The organism is Pseudomonas allii (assembly GCF_055380095.1).
Genome location: NZ_AP039450.1, coordinates 2203916 through 2224016 on the forward strand (window position 1 = coordinate 2203916; position 20101 = coordinate 2224016).

Sequence of the window (20101 nt, forward strand, 5' to 3'; positions counted from 1 at the left end):
CATCAGGCGTCGAGCTTGAACGTCGAGGTGTGTTGCAGTTGTTTTTCGGCATCGGACAGGGAGGTCAGTGGGCCGCTGATGGCTTCCCCATCGCGTACCAGGTACCAGCAGGCGAGCAGACCCAGCTTGCGCAGCGGGGCGGGGACGGCGCTGCCGATGACGGACATGATTTGTACTGTGGGCATAAAGACCTCCAATCGCTGTTGGGGGCACTTTACGGGGCAGGCTGGCGTAGGAAAAATCAACTGTCTCGATAGTCGACATCGACGCGAGGCGTCAGTCCACGACCTGATCGAGCATGTTCACCACTTCCTGCTCGCTGAGCAGCCCCTTGCGCACCAGGTTTTCCGCGAGCAACGCGAGGAACTTGGCGCTGCGGTGGCCTTCCAGGTGCTTGAGTTCCGTGAGGGCGCTGTAGACCTTGCTGGACGTACAGAGGCCGGCGGTGCGGTGCGGGTTTTGCGTGGGCATGGTCAGTCGTCCTTGTTGTTATTGGGTGGACAATCTCGATAGTGGGAGTGTTTCGTGACACAAACATGACAGCGCAAGGCCTGTTCGGGCAAGTAGACATGGGTGTTGATGATGTGCGATTACGCGCCGGGCATTGTCCTCAGAGCGACCTTGACGCCCTGAATCCGGACTTTCCAGGTAAAAAAAGGCCCCGCAATCCTGCGAGGCCTGTTTCGAACGATCCGGTTACCAACCGCGGCCGTAGTAACCATGAGGAGGGCCGTAGTAGCCGCGGGGTGGCCCGTAATAGCCACGTGGGGGGCCGTAATAGACCGGCGCCGGGCGGTAGTAAACCTGTTGCTGCACATACACCGGCGGTGGCGGTGCGTAATAAACCGGCGGCGGAGCGGCATAGACCGGTTGCGGTTGCACATACACCGGCTGCTGCACATAGACCTCACGCGGCTGGCTGGCAACCACGGAGCCCACGACAGCGGCGCCGACTAAAGCACCCAATACGGCCGGGCCACCCCAACCACCACCGTGGGCGGAGGCTTGGCCTGCCATCGCGAGTGCGCCAACCAGCAAGGCGATCTTGGGGATTGTACGAATCATGGTCATTCCTCGGTTAGCCCCAGCGCTTGTGGTCTGCAATCAATAGACTCAAGTAATGTCGCGGGGATACTTTTAAGACAACGTATTTCTGAAAAACAGCACGGCCGCTAGGTAAAGGTTGTGTAAGGTCTGTACCGATTTGCTTACTCAAAGGAGTTACCCATGCAGATGCACCCCAACAAGGACACCCAACTGTGCATGTCGCTGTCGGCGCGCCCTGGGAATTTCGGCCTGCGTTTTCATAACCATCTGTACGAACAGCTGGGCCTGAACTTCTACTATAAAGCCTTCAGCAGCCGGGATTTGCCCGGCGCGATTAGTGGTATCCGGGCGTTGGGCGTACGCGGTTGCGGGGTTTCCATGCCGTTCAAGGAAGCCGCCATTGCCTTGGTGGACGAACTCGACGATTCGGTTCAAGCCATCGACTCCCTGAACACCATCGTCAACACCGACGGGCACCTCAAGGCCTACAACACCGACTACATCGCCATCGAGCAGTTACTCAAGAAGCATGCGGTGCCAAAGGACTCGACCTTCGCCCTGCGTGGCAGCGGCGGCATGGCCAAGGCCGTGGCCAGTGCCTTGCGCGATGGCGGCTACGCCCATGGCGTGATCGTCGCGCGCAACGAGACTGCGGGCCGGGCGCTGGCGCAGAACCTGGGGTATGAATGGCGGGAGGAACTGGGCGACCTGCGCCCGCAGATGCTGATCAACGTGACGCCCATCGGCATGACGGGCGGGCCTGAGGCGGATGCATTGGCATTCGACGCCGATGCAGTGGATTCTGCCGAGACGGTGTTCGACGTGGTGGCGATCCCCGCCGAAACCCCGTTGATCGTGCGTGGACGTGCCCAAGGTAAACGCGTGATTACCGGGCTTGAAGTAATTGCGATCCAGGCGTTGGAGCAGTTTGTGCTCTATACCGGGGTGCGACCGACGCCGGAGCAGTTCGCCAAAGCCGTGGCGTTCGCCCGAACCTGAAGAACCCCGAATATCATATGTGGGAGGGGGCTTGCCCCCGATAGCGGTAGCTCAACAATGAAATTATTGACTGGCACACCGTCATCGGGGGCAAGCCCCCTCCCACATTTTTTCCGCGTTACAGCGGTTCCAATTTGGCCAGCCGCTCTTCCAACAGTGCAATTCGCGCTTCGAGTTCTTCGATGCGTTCGACAGACACGCCACTGACACCCCCGCGCTCCATCGGATTGCCCCGCGCCGCGATGATCGCCTCGATATCCGCCGGATCGCCCAATGCATGGGTATAACGATCTTCACGCTGCCCCGCCTGGCGCGGCACCAGCAACGCCAGCCCCCGCGCAATCAGGCGTTCCAGCTGGTGCACGACCTGCTCGGCATCTTCAAAATCATGCATGCGCCCGCTGCGCGTCAGCAGTTCATTGACGGTTTGCGGCCCGCGTAAAAACAGCAGCCCGGTCAGGATCACCTGGGCCGGCACCAGTTCCAGCGCCTTGTCTACACGGTGTTCCCAGCGGTCGGCACGGCTGCCCATCACCAGGCGGGTGAAACCCTGGCCTTCGAGTGCGCGCAGGCTCTGGCCGACCTGGCCCGGACTCAGGTTCATGACCGGCTCGCGGCTGGTCTTCTGGTTGCAGGCCAGCACCAGGGCGTTGAGGGTCAGGGGGTAGGTTTCCGGGTTGGTCGCCTGTTTTTCGATGAGGCAGCCCAGGATGCGGATTTCCGTGCTGTTCAGGCGCGGCTCAGGGGTGTCGGTGTCGTGCTCGGCGGTCATCGCGCGTTCCCTATGCAGTGGAGGTCCTTAGCCTAAGCCGGAAAAAATAAAAGACAAGCGCCCGGCATGTCTATAATCGCCGCTGGTTCAAACCGTGCCATAACCATGAGACTGCCATGACTATTTCCCTGTACGCCGCCTCCATCCCGGTCTTCAAGCAAATGCTCACCGCCCTGAGCGGTGTATTGACCAAGGCCGAAGCCCACGCCAGCGCCAAGAACATCGAGCCGAACGCCTTGCTGCAAGCGCGCCTGTTCCCGGACATGTTCCAACTGGTGCGCCAGGTGCAGATCGCCGTCGACTTCGCCAAGGGCGTTTCCGCGCGCCTGGCCGAGATCGAAGTGCCTAAGTACGAAGACAGCGAAGTGACCTTCGCCGACCTGCAAGCGCTGATCGCCAAGGTCCTGGCCTTTGTCGACACCATCACCCCTGAGCAGATCGACGGCAAGGAAGGCATCGAGATCATCACTCGCCCAGGCACGCCGAAAGAGAAGCGCTTCAGCGGCCAGGCCTACCTGCTGACCTACGGCCTGCCGCAGTTCTTCTTCCACGTCACCACTGCTTACGCGCTGCTGCGCCATAACGGCGTGGAAGTGGGCAAGCGCGATTACATGGGCGCTTTCTAAGCACGCATAAAAAACCGGGGCGGTTCTTGTAGGAACCGTCCCGGTTTTTTTGTGCGCGACGGTTAAGCCGGCTGTTCTTCCTTGCCCAGGCACGCGGCAGCGGTGAACAACACATCGGTGGACGAATTCAGCGCGGTTTCCGCCGAATCCTGCAACACACCGATGATGAAACCGACCGCTACCACCTGCATCGCAATCTCACTGGGAATGCCGAACAGGCTGCACGCCAGCGGAATCAGCAACAACGAACCGCCTGCCACGCCGGAAGCACCGCACGCACAGATGGCCGCAACCACACTGAGCAGCACCGCAGTGGGCAGGTCGACGGCGATGCCCAGGGTGTGCACGGCGGCCAGGGTCAACACGGTGATGGTGATCGCCGCGCCGGCCATGTTGATGGTGGCACCCAGTGGGATCGACACCGAGTAGGTATCTTCATGCAGGCCCAGGCGTTTGCTCAGCGCCAGGTTCACCGGGATATTGGCTGCCGAACTGCGGGTGAAGAACGCGGTAATGCCGCTCTCACGCAGGCACATCAGCACCAGCGGGTAAGGGTTGCGGCGCAGTTTCCAGAACACGATGGCCGGGTTGATCACCAGCGCCACGAACAGCATGCAGCCGATCAGCACCACCAGCAGGTGGGCGTAGCCGAGCAGGGCACCGAAGCCGGAGGTGGCCAGTGTGGAGGCGACCAGGCCGAAAATGCCCAGCGGTGCAAAGCGGATCACCACGCGCACGATCAGGGTCACACCGTTGGACAGGTCTTCCAGCACCGCCCGCGTGGTCGGCGCGGCGTGGCGAATGGCAATGCCCATGCCGATGGCCCACGCCAGGATGCCAATGAAGTTGGCATTCATCAGCGCGCTGATCGGGTTGTCCACCACGCTCAGCAACAGGCTCTGCAACACTTCGCCGATGCCGCCGGGCGCGGTCACCGCTGCGTCATGGGTCGCCAGCACCAGCGAAGAGGGAAACCACATGCTGGCAACTACCGCCACCACGGCGGCGGCAAAGGTGCCCAGCAAATACAGGAACAGGATCGGCTTGATATGGGTTTCCTGGCCATGCTTATGGTTGGCAATGGATGCCATCACCAGCACAAACACCAGGATCGGCGCCACGGCCTTGAGCGCGGAAACAAATACCTTGCCGATAAACCCGGTGGAGCGTGCCACTTCGGGGAGCAGCAGGGCCAACAGGATGCCGGCGATCAGGCCGATGACGATTTGCGTGACCAGGCTGACGCGGGCCAGGCGTTGCAGGAGAGAGGGGGCAGCAGTCATAAACACTTGTCTCTAGTTTTTTTAGGGCGCAGCTACTGACTCGGAAAGGGCTGTAGGACGCGGATCGCGAAGTCTAGCATGCTGTGGGAAAAGTCCATGGCGGTGCGGCATTGCGTCAACCGCCGCCCAGGCCTTGGCCAAATCCGGACATACTCTGATAAGATTCTGTTCTCTCATCTTTCCTCTCCGTCAGCGGGCCCTTCGGGTTGTCGTTGATGTCGTCGTTTCTGGAGTTTCCATGTTGTTTCCCATCCTGCTGCTGTCAGCCGCCGGCTTTACCGTGCTGACCACAGAATTCGTGATCGTCGGCCTGTTGCCGTCCATCGCCCGCGACTTGAATGTCAGTGTGTCCCAGGCCGGGCTGCTGGTGACCTTGTTCGCGTTTACCGTGGCGGCGTTTGGTCCGTTTCTGACGGCGTACTGTGCACGTTTCCCACGCAAGCGCCTGTTTATCAGCATCCTGATCCTGTTCGGTGTGGCCAATACCGTGGCGGCCCTGGCACCGAACATCTGGGTGATGGCGCTGGCACGGTTGATCCCGGCGCTGGGTTTACCGGTGTTCTGGGCCCTGGCCAGCGAAACGGCGGTAGACATCGTCGGCCCCGAATTCGCCGGGCGCGCCATCGAGAAGATCGGCTTTGGTATCGTCTGCGCCACGGTATTCGGCATTCCGGTGGGCACGCTGATTTCAGATATGTTCGGCTGGCGCAGCGCGTTTGCCATCCTCGCGGTGATCGCGCTGGCCAAGGCCTTGCTGCTGTCTATCTACCTGCCGGTGACCCAGCCGAAGAACGATGAAGTGACGTTGCGCGCGCAGTTCAAGATCCTGCGCAACCCGCTGATGCAGGGGCATATCCTGCTGTCGATCCTGGTGTTCAGCGGCATGTTCACGGCGTACACCTACCTGGCGGACATCCTTGAGCGCCTGGCCGGGTTCGACGGCACGCTGGTGGGCTGGTGCCTGATGGGCTTCGGTGCGGTCGGCCTGATCGGCAATTCGCTGGGCGGACGGGCGGTGGATCGCCACCCGTTGATCGCGTCCATGGTGTTCTGTGGGTTCATGATCGCCGGCATGGTCGCGCTGGTGCCGGCGATTCATTCGAGCATCGGCCTGGCGGCGGCGATGGCCGTGTGGGGCGTAACCCAGGCGGCGATGTTCCTGGTCAGCCATGTTCGCCTGATGAAGGCCGCGCCCCATGCGCCAGCGTTTGCCGCGTCGCTGAACATCGCCGGAGCCAACCTGGGCATCGGCCTGGGCGCCATGGTCGGCGGCCATGTGATCGACACCCTCGGCCTGGGCAGCCTGGGCTTTGCGGCGTCCGGGTTTATCCTGGTGTCGATCCTGCTGGCGTTGTGGCTGATGACCGCCAAGCAACCGCTCGCCTCCGGCGCCTGAGCCGTCAGGGCAGGGTGGTGAACAGCTCGCGCCGGGCACCTTCGGTAATCGCCACGATGCCGGGGTGCTTGACCTTGCGTTCCACCGAGATCGCGTAGAACGACTCGGTCACGGCCACGGTCTGGCCGATCAGCGCCACGCCGTACTGGCGCACCACCTCGTCGGCAATCACGCTGGGGGCGATAAAGATCCCGCTGCCGGATTGGCCGAATGCCTGCATCAAGGCGCTGTCGTCGAACTCGCCGATGATCTTCGGTTGAATCTGTTGCTCGGCAAACCAGCGCTGCAAACGGCTGCGCACCACGGTTTCCGCGCCCGGAATCAACAGCGGCGCGCCGTGCAGGCACTGTGGGAAATCCCCACTATGTTCGTCAGCCAACGCCTGGGTGGCGAAAAAACTGATGCCACATTCGCCCAGCTTCTGGCTGTAGCCCTTGATGTCCAGGTGCGTGGGCATGGGGCTGTCGGAAATCACCAGGTCCAGGCGCTGGATCGCCAGGTCGGCGAGCAGGCGTTCGAGTTTGTCTTCACGGCAGGTGATGCGGATCGGCTCGTTCAGCACCATGGTCGGTGCGATCAGCCGGTAGACGATGGACTTGGGCACCACGTCCGCCACGCCGACGCGGAACAGGATCTGCTGTTCGTCGGGCTGCGCGCGCAGCATCGCCTCCAATTCATTACCGGTCTGGAACATCTGCTCGGCATAGGGCAGGGCCTGGCGCCCGGCTTCGGTCAGTTCCAGCTGCCGACCCACACGTTGAAAAAGCGCTATGCCGAAGGTCTGCTCGAGCAGGCTGATCTGCCCGCTGATGGTCTGGGGCGTGAGGTTGAGTTGCTCACACGCGCGCACGATGCTGCCGGTCTTGGCCACCACCCAGAAGTAGTGCAGTTGTCGGTAATTGAGCATGCTTGCTATCACTTCGTAAAAATCGAAGTATACGCGAGAAAAATACGAATTTTCCTGAACTGTTTGTCTGCATAGAATGCCTCGCTATCGCGGGGCCACTATTTGGACCCAAGGGTTCTAAAGAGGAAGACATCATGAAACTCAATTCCCTGGGCGCGGCATCCTTGCTTGCGCTTTCATTGGTAGTGGTCAGCGGTTGCGATCAGGTCGAGAAAAGCGCACAGCAGGTGCTGGGCAAGGCCACCGAATCGGCCAAGCAAGCGATCGATGACACCCACAAGGCTGCCGAACAGGCTTTGAGTGAAGCGACAAACGGCTTGATCAGCCCGCAGAAGAAGGATGATCAGCAAGACAAAGAAGCGGAAGCGAGCCGCAAAGAAGCCTAATTTCCCCGTACAACGTCAGGACTGACCTATGGATTACCTTTTACAACTGGCCGCCAGCCCCACCGCCTGGATTGCCCTGGCAACCCTGATCGTGATGGAGATCGTGCTGGGCATCGATAACCTGATCTTCATCTCGATCCTCACCAACAAGTTGCCGGAAAAGCATCGGGCCAAGGCGCGACGCATCGGTATCAGCATGGCGTTGGTGTTGCGGTTGGGCCTGCTCAGCACCATCGCGTTCATCGTGCAACTGACGGCGCCGGTGTTCGAAGTGTTCGGCCAGGCGTTTTCGTGGAAGGACATGATCCTGATCGCCGGTGGCCTGTTCCTGGTGTGGAAGGCCACTACCGAGATCCATCACAGCATGGACCCGGAGCCTGAAGAGAAGGAAACCAACGCCGGCAACGTGGTGGCCATCGGCTTTGCCGCAGCCATCGGGCAGATCCTGTTGCTCGACCTGGTGTTCTCCATCGACAGCATCATCACCGCCGTGGGCATGACCGAGCACTTGCCGATCATGATCATTGCCGTGGTGACCTCGGTGATCGTGATGCTGGTGGCGGCCGAACCGCTGGCCAAGTTCATCAACGACAACCCGACCGTGGTGATGCTGGCCCTGGGCTTCCTGATCATGATCGGCATGACCCTGATCGCCGAAGGCTTCGGCGCCCATGTACCGAAAGGCTACGTGTATGCGGCCATGGCGTTCTCGGCGGCCATCGAATGCTTGAACATTGCCCGGCGTAACCGCCACCAGCGTTTGCTCGCTGCCCGGCAGTAACCGCTGAAACCAAACGGCCGGCTGCGCTCAGATGAGCCCAGCCGGCTTTTTGCTGTCTGTTAGAATTCGCGCACTTGATAGCGTGAGGTCCTACATGAACGAGCCGATTCGTCTTACCCAGTACAGCCACGGCGCGGGGTGTGGCTGCAAGATATCGCCCCAGGTGCTGGAAGTGATCCTTGCCGGCAGCGGCGCACAGAACCTCGACCCCAAGCTGTGGGTGGGCAACGCTTCGCGTGACGATGCGGCGGTCTACGCCATCGACGACGAGCGCGGCGTGGTCTCCACCACCGACTTTTTCATGCCGATTGTCGATGATCCCTTCGATTTCGGGCGGATTGCCGCCACCAATGCCATCAGTGATATCTACGCCATGGGCGGCGATCCGCTGATGGCCATCGCCATTCTCGGCTGGCCGGTGAACGTGCTGGCGCCGGAGATTGCCCGCGAAGTGATCCGTGGCGGCCGTTCGGTGTGCGACGAAGCCGGCATTCCTCTGGCGGGCGGGCATTCCATCGACGCCCCGGAGCCGATCTTCGGCCTGGCCGTGACCGGCATCGTGCAAAAGCGCCATATGAAGCGCAACGACACGGCCACCGCCGGTTGCCGGTTGTATCTCACCAAGCCCATCGGCATCGGCATCCTCACCACCGCCGAGAAAAAGGGCAAATTGCGCGAGGCGGATATCGGCCTGGCCCGCGATTGGATGTGCACCCTGAACAAGCCCGGCAGCCGTTTCGGCAAGTTGGCGGGGGTGACGGCGATGACCGATGTCACCGGTTTCGGCTTGTTGGGCCACCTGGTGGAAATGGCGGACGGCAGCGGCGTAACCGCGCGCATCGAATACGCTAAGGTCCCACGCCTGGCCGGGATCGAGGACTACCTGGACCAGGGCTGTATGCCCGGCGGCACTTTGCGCAACTTCGATAGTTATTCGAGCAAGGTGGGACGCTTGCAGGAACTGCACAAACGCGTGCTGTGCGACCCGCAGACCAGCGGCGGCCTGTTGATCGCCGTCACGCCCGAGGGCGATGTCGAATTTCACCGCGTGGCGAATGAACTGGGCCTGGTCCTGAAACCTATCGGCGAGCTGGTCGAGCGACAGACCCACGCGGTTGAGGTGCTTTGATGGCAATCGATATCACCGACTACCGCGACATTTTCCTCAACGACCGGCCGATGATGGATACCCGCGCGCCGGTCGAATTCAGCAAGGGCGCGTTCCCGGGGGGGATCAACCTGCCGCTGATGACCGACGACGAACGCCAGCGCGTCGGCACTTGCTACAAGCAGCAGGGCCAGCAGGCCGCTATCGTGCTCGGGCATGAGCTGGTGTCCGGCGCAATCAAGGCCGAGCGCATCGAGCAGTGGGCGCGGTTCGCCCAGGCCAACCCTGAGGGCTACCTCTACTGTTTCCGTGGCGGGTTGCGTTCGCAGATCGTGCAGCAATGGCTCAAGACCGAAGCCGGCATTGAGTATCCCCGTGTCGGCGGCGGCTACAAGGCCATGCGCACCTTTTTGCTGGAGACGGTTGAGCACGCCTCCATCGAGTGTGACTTCGTGTTGCTCGGCGGTATGACTGGCACCGGCAAGACCGAAGTCCTCGGCCAGTTGCGCAATGCCCTGGACCTGGAAGGCCACGCCAACCATCGTGGCTCCAGCTTCGGCAAGCGCGCCACGGCGCAGCCGTCCAACATCGACTTCGAAAACCGCCTGGCCGTGGACCTGCTGAAAAAGCGTGCCGCGGGTATCGAGCAGTTCGTGGTCGAGGACGAAAGCCGCATGATCGGCAGTTGCGCGCTGCCGCTGGCGTTGCACAAGGGCATGCAGACGTTCCCTATGGTGTGGCTGCAAGACAGCGTTGAAGGGCGGGTCGAACGCATCCTGCGCGACTATGTGGTGGACCTGTGCGCCGAATTTATCGAGGTGTTCGGCGACGCCGGCCAGGCGCTGTTTGCCGAGCGCCTGACCCAGAGCCTGGGCAATATCCATAAACGTCTGGGCGGTGAACGCTTCCAGCGCTTGCAGGCGATCTTGCAGTCGGCTCTGGCGGAGCAGGCCCGCAGCGGTGACGTGCACCTGCATCGCGCCTGGATCGAAGGGCTTCTGCGTGAATATTACGACCCGATGTACGCCTTCCAGCGTGAAAGCAAAGGCGCACGGATCGAGTTCGCAGGGGAGCAGGGCGCCGTGGTGGAGTATTTGCGCGAGCGCAATGTTCGACGAAGCTGATGGGGGCGCTTCAAGGGCCCCATCGCGAGCAAGCCCGCTCCCACATTCGACCGCATTCCTACAGAATAAACGCGGTTAAATGTGGGAGCGGGCTTGCTCGCGAAAGCGACATCAGCCTCACAAAGGCAACTAAAGGATAGCCGCGCCGATCAACCCACACAGTACTCCCACCAACATCGTCAACCCGGCCACCGTCACCAGCACCCGCGCATCGAAGTCCTTGCGCAGCATCAGCAGTGACGGCAGGCTCACACTCGGCAGGGTCATCAGCAAGGCCACGGCCGGGCCGGTGCCCATGCCCAGGGTCATCATGGTTTGTACGATGGGGATTTCGGCGGCGGTGGGAATCACGAACAACGTGCCGACAATCGCCAGCGGCACCAGCCATACCAGGCTGTTGGCCATGGCGCCGTCGACATGGGGGAACAGCCACACCCGTGCGGCACCCAGGAACAGCACGGCCAGGATGTACACCGGGATCGTGCTCCAGAACAACTGCCACAGGGTCCGCAGCCAACGACCGAGGAACGGTTGGGACTCAACCCCACTGACCTCGGCCACTGCGCCCAGCGCCGCTTCCGGTACCTGGTCCGGGCGGGCGATACGTTGCGCGATCAGCGACACGCCCACCACCAGCACAATCCCCGCCACCAGCCGCAATGCGGTAAAGCCCCAGCCCAGCACAAAGCCCATGAACACCAGGGTCGCCGGGTTCAGCACGGGGTTGGCGATCCAGAACGCGAGCGCCGCGCCCACCGATACCTGCTGCCGACGCATGCCGGCCGCGACCGGTGCCGCGCAACAACTGCACATCATCCCCGGCAGGGCGAACAGCCCGCCGCGCACAGTCGAACCCAGCCCGGCACGGCCGAACAGGCGCAGCAGCCAGTCGCGGGGGATCAGTACTTGCAGGAGGGAGCCCAGGATCACCGCCAGCACGGCGGCCTTCCAGATCGCCAGGAAGTACACCTGGGCATACGCCAGCGCGGCTGCCAGTGGCGAGCTTTGCTGGTCGTTGAGAATCGAGGCGCCAATGCTGTGGTTATCGGCGGCGACGAAGGCCTTGAGGTAGTAAGGCGACCACTTCACGTAGTAGAGGCCGACGCAGGCGACCAGCAGGAACAGCGCTGGTTTCCACCAGAACGACCAGCCCCGGTTGGGCTGGGTGGAGGCGAGGTTGGGCATGGTGATGATCCGCAGGTGAGTCAATAGCGGCGCATCATACGCCCTCAGCTCTCGGCGCTCACCTGGGTAGGTTGCGGGCAGGTTTCTTCGCCGTTGTTCAGGCCCTGCTTGTAGTTGCGGCTCAGCAGCGAGGCCTTGCCGTTGTGCCAGGTCAGCGTCAGCACATACAGCGTGTCGTAGTCGCTGCCGGACCAATCGTCGGTGATGGTGTGTTTTTCGCCGGACGCTTCGCTCGCCACTTTGTTGATCAGCTCCGGCAGGTAGCCGTGGGACCAGGCGGTGTAGATGATGGAGTTGTGGTACTTGTCTTCGACCAGCTCGTCGGCGAGGGCACTGGTGTCATTCGCGGAAAACTTGATGTTCACCGGCAGGCCGAGCTTGATCGCGCTGGGGCTGATGGTCATCAGCGGGCGAATATAGCTGTAGGAATTGTCCAGCTCACCTTCCTCCACATTGCGTGTCGGGTTGGCGGCGAAGACGAAATTGGCCTTGCCGAACTTCTCTGGCAAAACCGTGGCTAGGTTCATCGCCCGGTTGAGGCCCTGGCAATTGAGCTGGCCCAGGCCGCCGGCGGGTTTTTCACCGTGGCGCAGGAAGACCAGGGTTTGCACGCCGTCAACCTGGTCAGCGTTGCTGATCCGTGACTCCAGGCTCAGATCGATAGCGCCACCGACCAACAATAGCGGCAGCAGGATGTAGGAATAGCGTTTCAGTCGTTGCACTAGGCGCAGAGGCTTGATCGTCATTGTAGGTTCGAGTCTTCATGCGTCAGGTTAAGGCAGACACGCCTGGCCACGATGACGCCCGGGGCGCCTGCGGTGTTCCCTGTCGAGATAACGAGGTGCCTCCATTCACCGCTTGAGCGCAGTTAAGAGTGCCCAAGGGCGTATTGGTTCGCCCTCACGGGATAATAGCCAGCAGTTGTTGCGTATTGATGACCCATGCAGGACGCTCGCCAGATGACTATCATGGGGGCTTTCAGCACACACATAGGGCTTCCCGATGAACCCACTTGCCGCCTTCCCGATCAACAGCAAATGGCCCGCCCAGCATCCCGAGCGCCTGCAACTGTACTCGCTGCCAACCCCAAACGGGGTCAAGGTGTCGATCATGCTCGAAGAGCTCGGTCTGCCCTATGAAGCGCACAAGGTCAGCTTCGAGACCCAGGACCAGTTGTCTCCCGAGTTTCTTTCGCTGAACCCCAACAACAAGATCCCCGCGATCATCGACCCCAATGGCCCCAGCGGCCAGCCGCTGGCGTTGTTCGAGTCCGGCGCGATCCTGATCTACCTGGCGGAAAAATCCAGCCAGTTGCTCTCCGAGGACCCGGCGACACGTTATGAAACCATTCAATGGCTGATGTTTCAGATGGGCGGTATCGGCCCGATGTTCGGCCAGTTGGGCTTCTTCAACAAATTCGCCGGCAAGGCCTACGAAGACAAACGCCCGCGCGACCGTTACGCCGCCGAATCCCGGCGCCTGCTCGATGTGCTGGAGAAACGCCTGCTGGGCCGTACCTGGATCATGGGCGACGAGTACAGCATCGCCGACATCGCCACCTTTCCGTGGGTCCGTAACCTGATCGGCTTCTACGAATCCGGTGACATTGTGGGCATTGCCGATTTTCCCAATGTGCTGCGCGCGCTGGACGGTTTCGTCGCACGGCCGGCGGTGATCCGTGGCCTTAATATTCCGAGTTGAAGCATGCCGACTTTCGATTTCAAACAGCTGGACGTGTTCAGCCGCGTGCCGCTCAAAGGTAACCCGCTGGCGGTGGTGTTCGCTGCCGACAGCCTCAGCGACCAACAGATGGCGGACTTCGCCAATTGGACCAACCTCAGTGAAACCACGTTTTTACTGACGCCGCGTGATCCTCGGGCTGACTACCGGGTGCGAATTTTCACCACCTTGACGGAGCTGCCTTTCGCCGGGCACCCGACGTTGGGCAGTTGTTATGCCTGGCTGCAGGCAGGGGGTATTCCCAAGGGCGAGGAGATAATCCAGGAGTGCGAAATCGGCCTGGTGCGTATCCGTCGCCAAGGCGATGAACTGGCGTTTATCGCGCCGCCGTTATTACGCGCTGGTGCCGTGGACGCGCCATTGCTGGAGCGTGTGCGCCTGGGCTTGGGCCTGGAGCCCGGGGCCATTGTGCGCAGCCAGTGGGTGGACAATGGCGCCGGCTGGCTCGCGGTGATGCTGGCAGACCGCGATCAGGTCTTGGCGCTGCAGCCGGACTATTCGCAACTGCAAGGGCTGGCCGTGGGTGTGATCGGCCCCTGTGACGCCGGGCGCGATGATGTGGACGCGCAATTTGAAGTGCGTGCCTTTATCGCCGGCGACGGCGCGCAGGAAGACCCGGCCACCGGCAGCTTGAACGCCGGGCTTGCGCAATGGTTGCTCAGCGAGGGCCTGGCCCCCGAGCGCTATAGGGTCAGCCAGGGCACGGCCATTGGCCGGGCAGGGCGGATCGGCGTTGAGCGCCAGGGCGATGAAATCTGGATCGGTGGTGCTGTTTCGGTGTGCATCGACGGGCGTGTACAGCTCTAGATCAATAAATTGTTACCGCCCACGCAATACACTATTGGCCCCTCGGCGTTTGTGCTGCCGGGGCCTGGGGGCATAAGCTTTCGCCCCAAAGATTTTCTGCCTTGCGATAGGACCACTATGACCAGCCAGTTCCCCCAAGCCCGCCCACGCCGCTTGCGCCGCTCCCCGGAGCTGCGTGGCCTGTTCCAGGAAACCGAATTCACCCTCAACGACCTGGTGCTGCCGATTTTCGTCGAAGAAGAAATCGACGACTTCGTGCCGATCACCAGCATGCCGGGCGTGCAACGCATCCCTGAGAAGAAACTGGCCGGCGAGATCGAGCGTTATGCCCGTGCCGGCATCAAGTCGGTGATGACCTTCGGCGTGTCCCATCACCTGGACGCCAGCGGCAGCGACACCTGGAAAGAGCGTGGCCTGGTCTCGCGCATGTCCTCGATCATCAAGGACGCCGTGCCGGAAATGATCGTGATGTCCGACACCTGCTTCTGCGAATACACCGACCATGGCCACTGCGGTGTGATGCACGGCGCCCATGTCGACAACGACGCGACGCTGGTTAACCTCGGCAAGCAGGCCGTGGCCGCTGCCCGTGCCGGTGCCGATGTCATTGCCCCTTCGGCGGCGATGGACGGCCAGGTCCAGGCGATTCGCCGCGCCTTGGACGATGCGGGCTTCACCCATATTCCGATCATGGCTTACTCGACCAAATTTGCCTCGGCCCTCTACGGCCCGTTCCGCGAAGCCGGCGGCAGCGCGCTCAAGGGCGACCGCAAGAGCTACCAGATGAACCCGATGAACCGCCGCGAAGCCGTGCGCGAATCGCTGCTGGATGAAGAGGAAGGCGCGGATGCGCTGATGGTCAAGCCGGCCGGTGCCTACCTCGACATCATCCGCGACATCCGCGAAGCCTCGCGCCTGCCGGTGGCGGCGTACCAGGTGAGCGGCGAGTACGCGATGATCAAGTTCGGCGCCCAGGCCGGGGCGATCGATGAGGACCGTGTGGTGCGTGAGACCTTGGGCTCGATCAAACGCGCGGGTGCGGACTTGATCTTCACCTACTTCGCGATGGACCTGGCGTTGGCCGGAATCTAGAACCACAACAGGTAAAAGGTGGGAGGGGGCTTGCCCCCGATGGCGGCGGCACATTCAACTTCTTTGTTGGCTGAGCCACTGCTATCGGGAGCAAGCCCCCTCCCACATTTGCCTGCGTCGTTTGTGGGGTAGTATTTCAATTCCGCTGCCTCAGGAAGCTTTGAATGTCTTCGTCCCGTCTTATCCTTTTACTCTGTTCGCTACTGGTACTGGCCGGTTGCTCCACCACACGCAACCCGCAACAGCCTCAGCGCAGCGAGGCCGAGGTGAAAGCGCAGGTCGTGCGCCTGCTGCCGGCCAAGGTGGCCGATCGCGACGGCTGGGCCCAGGACATCTACACCGCCTTCAACACCCAGAACATCTACCCCAGCACGGAAAACATCTGCGCCGTGCTGGCGGTGACCGAGCAGGAGTCGACCTATCAGGTCGACCCGCCGGTGCCCAACATGGGCAAGATCGCCCAGGACGAAATCCTGCGGCGTGCTGGCAAAGTCCATGTGCCGGCGTTTGTCGTGCGCAGCGCCCTGCAACTGCGTTCGCCCAGCGGCAAGACCTACGCCGACCGCCTCAATGCTGCGCGCACGGAGAAGGACCTGAGTGGCATCTTCGACGACTTCATCAGCATGGTGCCCCTGGGCAAGACCCTGTTTGGTGACTTCAACCCGGTGCATACCGCAGGCCCGATGCAGGTGAGTATCGAGTTTGCGCAGAAACAGGCGCGGGGTTATCCCTACACGGTGGACGGCAGCATTCGTCGCGAAGTGTTCACCCGCCGGGGCGGCATGTACTTCGGCATCGCGCACTTACTGGGTTACCCGGTGAACTACGATCGGCCGCTGTATCGCTTTGCCGATTTCAATGCCGGTTGGTACGCCAGCCGTAATGCCGCGTTCCAGGCTGCCGTCAGCCGCGTCTCGGGCACCGAACTGGCCCTGGATGGAGATCTGATTCGCTACGGCTCGCTGCTGCCCGGCACCACCGAGCTGGCGGTGCGTTCATTGGGCGCGAAGCTGGACATGCGCAACCCCAGCATCCGTAGCCAGCTGGAGCAGGGCGAACAACTGGATTTCGAGGACACCACCCTCTACAAGCGCGTGTTTGCCCTGGCCGACAAGGCCGCCGGCAAGCCGATGCCACGGGCTATCCTGCCGGGCATCGTGCTCAAGAGTCCCAAGATCACCCGTAACCTGACCACGGCGTGGTTTGCCCAGCGGGTCGACGAGCGCTATCAGCGCTGCCTGAAGCGCTGATCAGCGTTGAAGTGAACAGGCTTGCCGTGGTGACCGGGCTTGCTGTGGCAAGCAGGCTTTTTGTGATGACCGGGCTTGTCATGGCGAGTGGGCTTGTTGTGGCGAGCGGGCTTGCCCCGCGTTGGGCTGCGCAGCAGCCCCAATCAAGCCCAATGCGGTGTATCAGATACCACTCGGCGGCTCGTTGCGGGTCTGCTTCGCACCCCAACGCGGGGCAAGCCCGCTCGCCACAGGGTGGTTCCTCGCAACAAAACGCCGCCACAGCCACACCCACAGCCACAGCACCAGGAACGCCAGGATCACGAACGGCAGCACATAGCTTGATCGTTCCAGGGCGTCGGCGGTGCCGTCGACCAGATTGTCGCCCAGGTTGCTGAACATCCGGCTGAACCGCGATGGCTGGTTTGCGCCGTCAGAAGAGCGGAAATTCAGCGTGACCCGGTTAGTGTCCAGGCGACGTTGCTGGCCGGCGGCAACCTGGGCCAGTTCCTGCAGCTCGTTTTCAATGCCGGCCTGTTCCTTGCTCAAGGCGATCAGGTCACTGACGCTGATGTCCTTGCGCTTGGCCAACTCATCCAGCCGTTGTTGCTGGGCTTGCAGGCGGTCCTGGCGGCGGCGTACGTCGGCGACGGCATCGGCCAGGTCCTCGGCGGTGGTGATGCGCTGGCCGAGTTTGCCGCCTTCAGCTGCCATGCCGACCATCGGTTCGACACCGGTGGGCGCGATGCGCAGGATGATCTGGCCGCCACTGCCGTCTTCGGTGATGCCGAGGATATTGCAGGCGCCAAAACGCGCGGTTTCGCAGGCCTCGCGGGTGGCCTGCATGCGCGGCGCGAGCAGGACGCCGGGCAGGGCCAGGCTCAGTTCGTGTTCGTAGGCCAGTTGCGCGCCGGCCCGGCTTTGTTCGCCGTTGATCACCCGTGCGCGGGACTGATCCTTGGGCGAACAGCCGGCAACGGCCAGGGTTGCCAGCAGGAACAGGAGATAGGGTTTTGGCTTGCCGTCCAGATGGCGCATTGCGGTTCCTTGGCAGGTACGGGGGAATTTGACGGCGATTAAAGCGGGTCTGATGGATTAACGCAAAGCATCGGAGGGGATTTGCGCGGCTGATGGTGATGGTCGTTGCCTGGCGCCTGACGTACACCTCAAGCCTGACACCAAGGAAGAATTCGCCATGATCGCTCACGCCGTGCCCGAAGGGTTTGTCTCGTTGCCCCGCAGTAGCCCGCTCCTTGACCTGCTTGGCCCGGCGTATTGCCGGGGAGAAGGGCTGCAACTGGAAATCGGCCTGCGTGCCGACAACCGCCACGCCAATGGGCGCGGCACCTTGCATGGTGGGGTGCTGGCGACCTTGGCGGATATTGGCATGGGCTACGCGATGGCGTTTTCCAGCGAGCCGCCGTTGCCGTTGATTACGGCGAGCATGACCTTGGATTACCTGGGTGCGGTGCAGGTGGGGGAGTGGATTGTGGTGCGCCTGGAGCATCACAAGCGCGGGCGGCAGATGGCGTTTGCCACGGTGAGCCTGCAGGTGGGGGAGAAGGTGGTGGCGCGGGCGAATGCGGTGTTTGCGGTGCCGCAGACGCGAGATTGAAGGTAAAGAAAAGGCCTGGTTTTCGTGGAACCAGGCCTTTTCTGTGTTGCTCTTTAGCGGAGGGCTGCTGTGCAGCCCGACGCGGGGCAAGCCCGCTCGCCACAGCAAGTCCGCGCACCACAGCAGGCTCGCTCCTACAGCGTCAAGTGCGTTCGAGGGCGAGGGCTACGCCTTGGCCGCCGCCGATGCACAGGGTCGCCAGGCCTTTCTTGGCATCGCGCTTGATCATTTCATGCAGCAGCGTCACCAGTACGCGGCACCCCGAGGCGCCGATCGGATGGCCGATGGCGATGGCGCCGCCGTTGACGTTGACCTTGTCGGCGTCCCATTCCAGCTCTTTGCCCACCGCCAGGGATTGCGCGGCGAAGGCTTCGTTGGCTTCGATCAGGTCCAGGTCGCCCAGGCTCCAACCGGCTTTGTCCAGGCAACGGCGGGTGGCCGACACCGGGCCGATGCCCATGATCGCTGGGTCGACGCCGGCGTTGGCGTAGCTGGCAATGCGTGCCAGCACAGGCAAACCGAGGGCCTTGGCCTTGTCGGCGCTCATCAGCAGCACCGCAGCGGCGCCGTCGTTGAGGCTGGACGCATTGCCGGCGGTGACGCTGCCGTCTTTCTTGAACGCCGGTTTCAGCTTGCCCAGGGATTCGGCGGTGGTGCCAGCTCGGGGTTGTTCATCGACGGCGAAGGCCACCGGGTCGCCTTTGCGCTGGGGGATCAGGATCGGTGTGATCTCATCGACAAACCGCCCAGCCTCGATCGCCGCAGCGGCTTTCTGCTGGGAGGCAGCGGCGAACGCGTCCTGGGCTTCACGGCTGATGCCGTACTTGTCCACCAGGTTTTCGGCGGTGATGCCCATGTGGTAATCGTTGAACGCGTCCCACAGTCCATCGGTGATCATGCTGTCGATCATCTTGGCGTGGCCCATGCGCAAACCGGTGCGCGCGGCGGGCAATACGTATGGGGCCAGGCTCATGTTTTCCATGCCGCCAGCGATGATTACCTCGGCGTCGCCGCAACGGATGGCCTGGGCGCCCAGGTGCAGGGCCTTGAGGCCCGAGCCGCAGACTTTGTTCAAGGTCAGGCTGGGCACCGCGTGGGGCAGGCCGGCCAGGATCGACGCCTGGCGCGCCGGGTTCTGGCCTGAGCCTGCGGTGAGGACCTGGCCGAGGATTACTTCATCCACTTCGGCCGGGTCCAGGCCGGTCTGCTCCAGCAGGCGACGGATCACGGCGGCGCCCAGTTCCGGTGCCGGAATGTTCGCCAGCGAACCCTGGAAGCTGCCCACGGCGGTGCGGGTGGCAGCAACAATCACGACGTCTTGCATGGAATCTGTCCTCACTGGAAGTGCATTTCTGGAACGTGGTCCGGGACGATCAGTTTACCGGCGGTCTTGCTCACAATCTCTTCAACGCTGACGCCAGGTGCGCGTTCCTTGAGGACAAAAGCGCCATTTTCGATTTCCAGGTACGCCAGGTCCGTCAATACACGCTTGATGCAGTGGGCGCCGGTCAGCGGCAGGCTGCATTGGCTGAGCAGCTTGGACTCACCGTCCTTGGACGCGTGGGTCATGATCACGATGATGTTTTCCGCACCGGCCACCAGGTCCATGGCGCCGCCCATGCCTTTGACCAGCTTACCGGGGATCATCCACGACGCGATGTTGCCCTGTACGTCGACTTCAAAGGCACCGAGCACGGTAAGGTCGACGTGGCCGCCACGAATCATCGCGAACGACTCGGCGGACGAGAAGATCGACGCGCCGATGCGTGCGGTCACGGTCTGCTTGCCGGCGTTGATCATGTCGGCATCGATGGTGTCTTCGGTCGGAAACGGGCCCATGCCGAGCAGGCCGTTTTCCGATTGCAGCATCACTTCCATGCCTTCGGGGATGTAGTTGGCCACCAGGGTCGGAATGCCGATGCCCAGGTTGACGTAGAAACCGTCCTGCATTTCGCGGGCGACGCGTTGAGCCATTTGTTCGCGGGTAAGAGCCATTTTATGAGT

Annotated in this window: 23 protein-coding genes; 12 read left to right on the plus strand and 11 right to left on the minus strand. The window is 62.1% G+C overall.

What is annotated here, in order from left to right; genetic code table 11:
• Positions 1–2: 2 nt before the first annotated feature.
• From ACZ445_RS10130 to ACZ445_RS10140, 3 genes are all read right to left on the minus strand, one after another.
• Positions 3–185, minus strand: a complete 183-nt coding sequence (locus ACZ445_RS10130) for a hypothetical protein (RefSeq protein WP_058425599.1) — start codon at positions 183–185, stop codon at positions 3–5.
• A 91-nt stretch (positions 186–276) separates the two neighbouring features.
• Entirely contained in the window at positions 277–471 is a 195-nt protein-coding gene (locus ACZ445_RS10135) for a hypothetical protein (RefSeq protein WP_010211349.1), read from the minus strand.
• Between the two features lie 225 nt (positions 472–696).
• Complete coding sequence (locus tag ACZ445_RS10140; protein WP_016980060.1) at positions 697–1071, minus strand: hypothetical protein; 375 nt, start codon at positions 1069–1071, stop codon at positions 697–699.
• A gap of 156 nt (positions 1072–1227) precedes the next feature.
• On the opposite strand from ACZ445_RS10140, the gene ACZ445_RS10145 reads away from it, so the two are divergent.
• The gene (locus ACZ445_RS10145; RefSeq protein ID WP_248487525.1) at positions 1228–2046 is read left to right on the plus strand and encodes a shikimate 5-dehydrogenase; all 819 of its coding nucleotides are present in this window, start codon (positions 1228–1230) and stop codon (positions 2044–2046) included.
• A gap of 118 nt (positions 2047–2164) precedes the next feature.
• Here ACZ445_RS10145 and ACZ445_RS10150 read toward each other — a convergent pair whose 3' ends face one another.
• Positions 2165–2818: a YceH family protein gene (locus ACZ445_RS10150; protein ID WP_248487526.1), complete on the minus strand. Its 654-nt coding sequence runs from the start codon at positions 2816–2818 to the stop codon at positions 2165–2167.
• A gap of 116 nt (positions 2819–2934) precedes the next feature.
• Between ACZ445_RS10150 and ACZ445_RS10155 the strand changes: the two genes are divergently transcribed.
• Entirely contained in the window at positions 2935–3444 is a 510-nt protein-coding gene (locus ACZ445_RS10155) for a DUF1993 domain-containing protein (protein WP_248487527.1), read from the plus strand.
• 62 nt (positions 3445–3506) lie between these two features.
• Here ACZ445_RS10155 and sstT read toward each other — a convergent pair whose 3' ends face one another.
• Positions 3507–4727 carry a serine/threonine transporter SstT gene (gene sstT / locus ACZ445_RS10160; RefSeq protein ID WP_248487528.1) on the minus strand — a complete coding sequence of 407 codons (1221 nt, stop codon included), beginning with the start codon at positions 4725–4727 and terminating at the stop codon, positions 3507–3509.
• A 238-nt stretch (positions 4728–4965) separates the two neighbouring features.
• On the opposite strand from sstT, the gene ACZ445_RS10165 reads away from it, so the two are divergent.
• Positions 4966–6123, plus strand: a complete 1158-nt coding sequence (locus ACZ445_RS10165) for an MFS transporter (protein WP_464708262.1) — start codon at positions 4966–4968, stop codon at positions 6121–6123.
• 4 nt (positions 6124–6127) lie between these two features.
• Here the strand turns inward: ACZ445_RS10165 and nhaR are convergent, their stop codons facing one another.
• A complete protein-coding gene (gene nhaR / locus ACZ445_RS10170; protein ID WP_179030005.1) occupies positions 6128–7030 on the minus strand; it encodes a transcriptional activator NhaR in 903 nt (300 codons plus the stop codon).
• Positions 7031–7164: 134 nt separating this feature from the next.
• Here nhaR and ACZ445_RS10175 point away from each other — a divergent pair, with 134 nt between their 5' ends.
• The 4 genes from ACZ445_RS10175 to mnmH all read left to right on the plus strand — a co-directional run bounded on the left by ACZ445_RS10175 (position 7165) and on the right by mnmH (position 10429).
• Positions 7165–7416: a hypothetical protein gene (locus tag ACZ445_RS10175; RefSeq protein WP_464708263.1), complete on the plus strand. Its 252-nt coding sequence runs from the start codon at positions 7165–7167 to the stop codon at positions 7414–7416.
• Positions 7417–7444: 28 nt separating this feature from the next.
• On the plus strand, positions 7445–8197 hold the full coding sequence (locus ACZ445_RS10180; protein ID WP_058425591.1) for a TerC family protein: 753 nt from the start codon (positions 7445–7447) through the stop codon (positions 8195–8197).
• A 94-nt stretch (positions 8198–8291) separates the two neighbouring features.
• Entirely contained in the window at positions 8292–9326 is a 1035-nt protein-coding gene (selD, locus tag ACZ445_RS10185; protein ID WP_464708264.1) for a selenide, water dikinase SelD, read from the plus strand.
• Positions 9326–10429, plus strand: coding sequence for a tRNA 2-selenouridine(34) synthase MnmH (mnmH, locus tag ACZ445_RS10190; protein WP_464708265.1), 1104 nt, complete (start codon positions 9326–9328; stop codon positions 10427–10429). Before selD ends, mnmH begins: the two co-directional genes overlap by 1 nt.
• Before the next feature lie 129 nt (positions 10430–10558).
• On the opposite strand, the gene ACZ445_RS10195 is transcribed toward mnmH, so the two are convergent.
• Positions 10559–11614: a permease gene (locus ACZ445_RS10195; protein ID WP_058425614.1), complete on the minus strand. Its 1056-nt coding sequence runs from the start codon at positions 11612–11614 to the stop codon at positions 10559–10561.
• Positions 11615–11658: 44 nt separating this feature from the next.
• The gene (locus tag ACZ445_RS10200) at positions 11659–12360 is read right to left on the minus strand and encodes a hypothetical protein (RefSeq protein ID WP_058425588.1); all 702 of its coding nucleotides are present in this window, start codon (positions 12358–12360) and stop codon (positions 11659–11661) included.
• Positions 12361–12616: 256 nt separating this feature from the next.
• On the opposite strand from ACZ445_RS10200, the gene ACZ445_RS10205 reads away from it, so the two are divergent.
• From ACZ445_RS10205 to ACZ445_RS10220, 4 genes are all read left to right on the plus strand, one after another.
• Positions 12617–13315: a glutathione S-transferase N-terminal domain-containing protein gene (locus ACZ445_RS10205; protein ID WP_058425587.1), complete on the plus strand. Its 699-nt coding sequence runs from the start codon at positions 12617–12619 to the stop codon at positions 13313–13315.
• 3 nt (positions 13316–13318) lie between these two features.
• Positions 13319–14161, plus strand: coding sequence for a PhzF family phenazine biosynthesis protein (locus tag ACZ445_RS10210; RefSeq protein WP_058425586.1), 843 nt, complete (start codon positions 13319–13321; stop codon positions 14159–14161).
• 117 nt (positions 14162–14278) lie between these two features.
• Entirely contained in the window at positions 14279–15253 is a 975-nt protein-coding gene (hemB, locus tag ACZ445_RS10215) for a porphobilinogen synthase (protein ID WP_058425585.1), read from the plus strand.
• A gap of 164 nt (positions 15254–15417) precedes the next feature.
• Positions 15418–16503 (plus strand): DUF1615 domain-containing protein, encoded by a 1086-nt coding sequence (locus ACZ445_RS10220; protein ID WP_058425584.1) that lies wholly within the window; start codon positions 15418–15420, stop codon positions 16501–16503.
• A 162-nt stretch (positions 16504–16665) separates the two neighbouring features.
• Here the strand turns inward: ACZ445_RS10220 and ACZ445_RS10225 are convergent, their stop codons facing one another.
• Positions 16666–17520: a DUF4349 domain-containing protein gene (locus ACZ445_RS10225; protein ID WP_464708266.1), complete on the minus strand. Its 855-nt coding sequence runs from the start codon at positions 17518–17520 to the stop codon at positions 16666–16668.
• Positions 17521–17677: 157 nt separating this feature from the next.
• Here ACZ445_RS10225 and ACZ445_RS10230 point away from each other — a divergent pair, with 157 nt between their 5' ends.
• Complete coding sequence (locus tag ACZ445_RS10230) at positions 17678–18097, plus strand: PaaI family thioesterase (RefSeq protein ID WP_058425582.1); 420 nt, start codon at positions 17678–17680, stop codon at positions 18095–18097.
• Positions 18098–18239: 142 nt separating this feature from the next.
• Here ACZ445_RS10230 and ACZ445_RS10235 read toward each other — a convergent pair whose 3' ends face one another.
• Positions 18240–19421 carry an acetyl-CoA C-acetyltransferase gene (locus ACZ445_RS10235; RefSeq protein WP_058425581.1) on the minus strand — a complete coding sequence of 394 codons (1182 nt, stop codon included), beginning with the start codon at positions 19419–19421 and terminating at the stop codon, positions 18240–18242.
• Between the two features lie 11 nt (positions 19422–19432).
• Positions 19433–20092, minus strand: a complete 660-nt coding sequence (locus ACZ445_RS10240) for a CoA transferase subunit B (RefSeq protein ID WP_058425580.1) — start codon at positions 20090–20092, stop codon at positions 19433–19435.
• Between the last annotated feature and the right edge of the window lie 9 nt (positions 20093–20101).

Coding starts and splice junctions, on each gene's coding strand:
- ACZ445_RS10130 (WP_058425599.1), bottom strand. CDS start 185: ATGCCCACAGTACAAATCATGTCCGTCATCGGCAGCGCCGTCCCCGCC.
- ACZ445_RS10135 (WP_010211349.1), bottom strand. CDS start 471: ATGCCCACGCAAAACCCGCACCGCACCGCCGGCCTCTGTACGTCCAGC.
- ACZ445_RS10140 (WP_016980060.1), bottom strand. CDS start 1,071: ATGACCATGATTCGTACAATCCCCAAGATCGCCTTGCTGGTTGGCGCA.
- ACZ445_RS10145 (WP_248487525.1), top strand. CDS start 1,228: ATGCAGATGCACCCCAACAAGGACACCCAACTGTGCATGTCGCTGTCG.
- ACZ445_RS10150 (WP_248487526.1), bottom strand. CDS start 2,818: ATGACCGCCGAGCACGACACCGACACCCCTGAGCCGCGCCTGAACAGC.
- ACZ445_RS10155 (WP_248487527.1), top strand. CDS start 2,935: ATGACTATTTCCCTGTACGCCGCCTCCATCCCGGTCTTCAAGCAAATG.
- sstT (WP_248487528.1), bottom strand. CDS start 4,727: ATGACTGCTGCCCCCTCTCTCCTGCAACGCCTGGCCCGCGTCAGCCTG.
- ACZ445_RS10165 (WP_464708262.1), top strand. CDS start 4,966: ATGTTGTTTCCCATCCTGCTGCTGTCAGCCGCCGGCTTTACCGTGCTG.
- nhaR (WP_179030005.1), bottom strand. CDS start 7,030: ATGCTCAATTACCGACAACTGCACTACTTCTGGGTGGTGGCCAAGACC.
- ACZ445_RS10175 (WP_464708263.1), top strand. CDS start 7,165: ATGAAACTCAATTCCCTGGGCGCGGCATCCTTGCTTGCGCTTTCATTG.
- ACZ445_RS10180 (WP_058425591.1), top strand. CDS start 7,445: ATGGATTACCTTTTACAACTGGCCGCCAGCCCCACCGCCTGGATTGCC.
- selD (WP_464708264.1), top strand. CDS start 8,292: ATGAACGAGCCGATTCGTCTTACCCAGTACAGCCACGGCGCGGGGTGT.
- mnmH (WP_464708265.1), top strand. CDS start 9,326: ATGGCAATCGATATCACCGACTACCGCGACATTTTCCTCAACGACCGG.
- ACZ445_RS10195 (WP_058425614.1), bottom strand. CDS start 11,614: ATGCCCAACCTCGCCTCCACCCAGCCCAACCGGGGCTGGTCGTTCTGG.
- ACZ445_RS10200 (WP_058425588.1), bottom strand. CDS start 12,360: ATGACGATCAAGCCTCTGCGCCTAGTGCAACGACTGAAACGCTATTCC.
- ACZ445_RS10205 (WP_058425587.1), top strand. CDS start 12,617: ATGAACCCACTTGCCGCCTTCCCGATCAACAGCAAATGGCCCGCCCAG.
- ACZ445_RS10210 (WP_058425586.1), top strand. CDS start 13,319: ATGCCGACTTTCGATTTCAAACAGCTGGACGTGTTCAGCCGCGTGCCG.
- hemB (WP_058425585.1), top strand. CDS start 14,279: ATGACCAGCCAGTTCCCCCAAGCCCGCCCACGCCGCTTGCGCCGCTCC.
- ACZ445_RS10220 (WP_058425584.1), top strand. CDS start 15,418: ATGTCTTCGTCCCGTCTTATCCTTTTACTCTGTTCGCTACTGGTACTG.
- ACZ445_RS10225 (WP_464708266.1), bottom strand. CDS start 17,520: ATGCGCCATCTGGACGGCAAGCCAAAACCCTATCTCCTGTTCCTGCTG.
- ACZ445_RS10230 (WP_058425582.1), top strand. CDS start 17,678: ATGATCGCTCACGCCGTGCCCGAAGGGTTTGTCTCGTTGCCCCGCAGT.
- ACZ445_RS10235 (WP_058425581.1), bottom strand. CDS start 19,421: ATGCAAGACGTCGTGATTGTTGCTGCCACCCGCACCGCCGTGGGCAGC.
- ACZ445_RS10240 (WP_058425580.1), bottom strand. CDS start 20,092: ATGGCTCTTACCCGCGAACAAATGGCTCAACGCGTCGCCCGCGAAATG.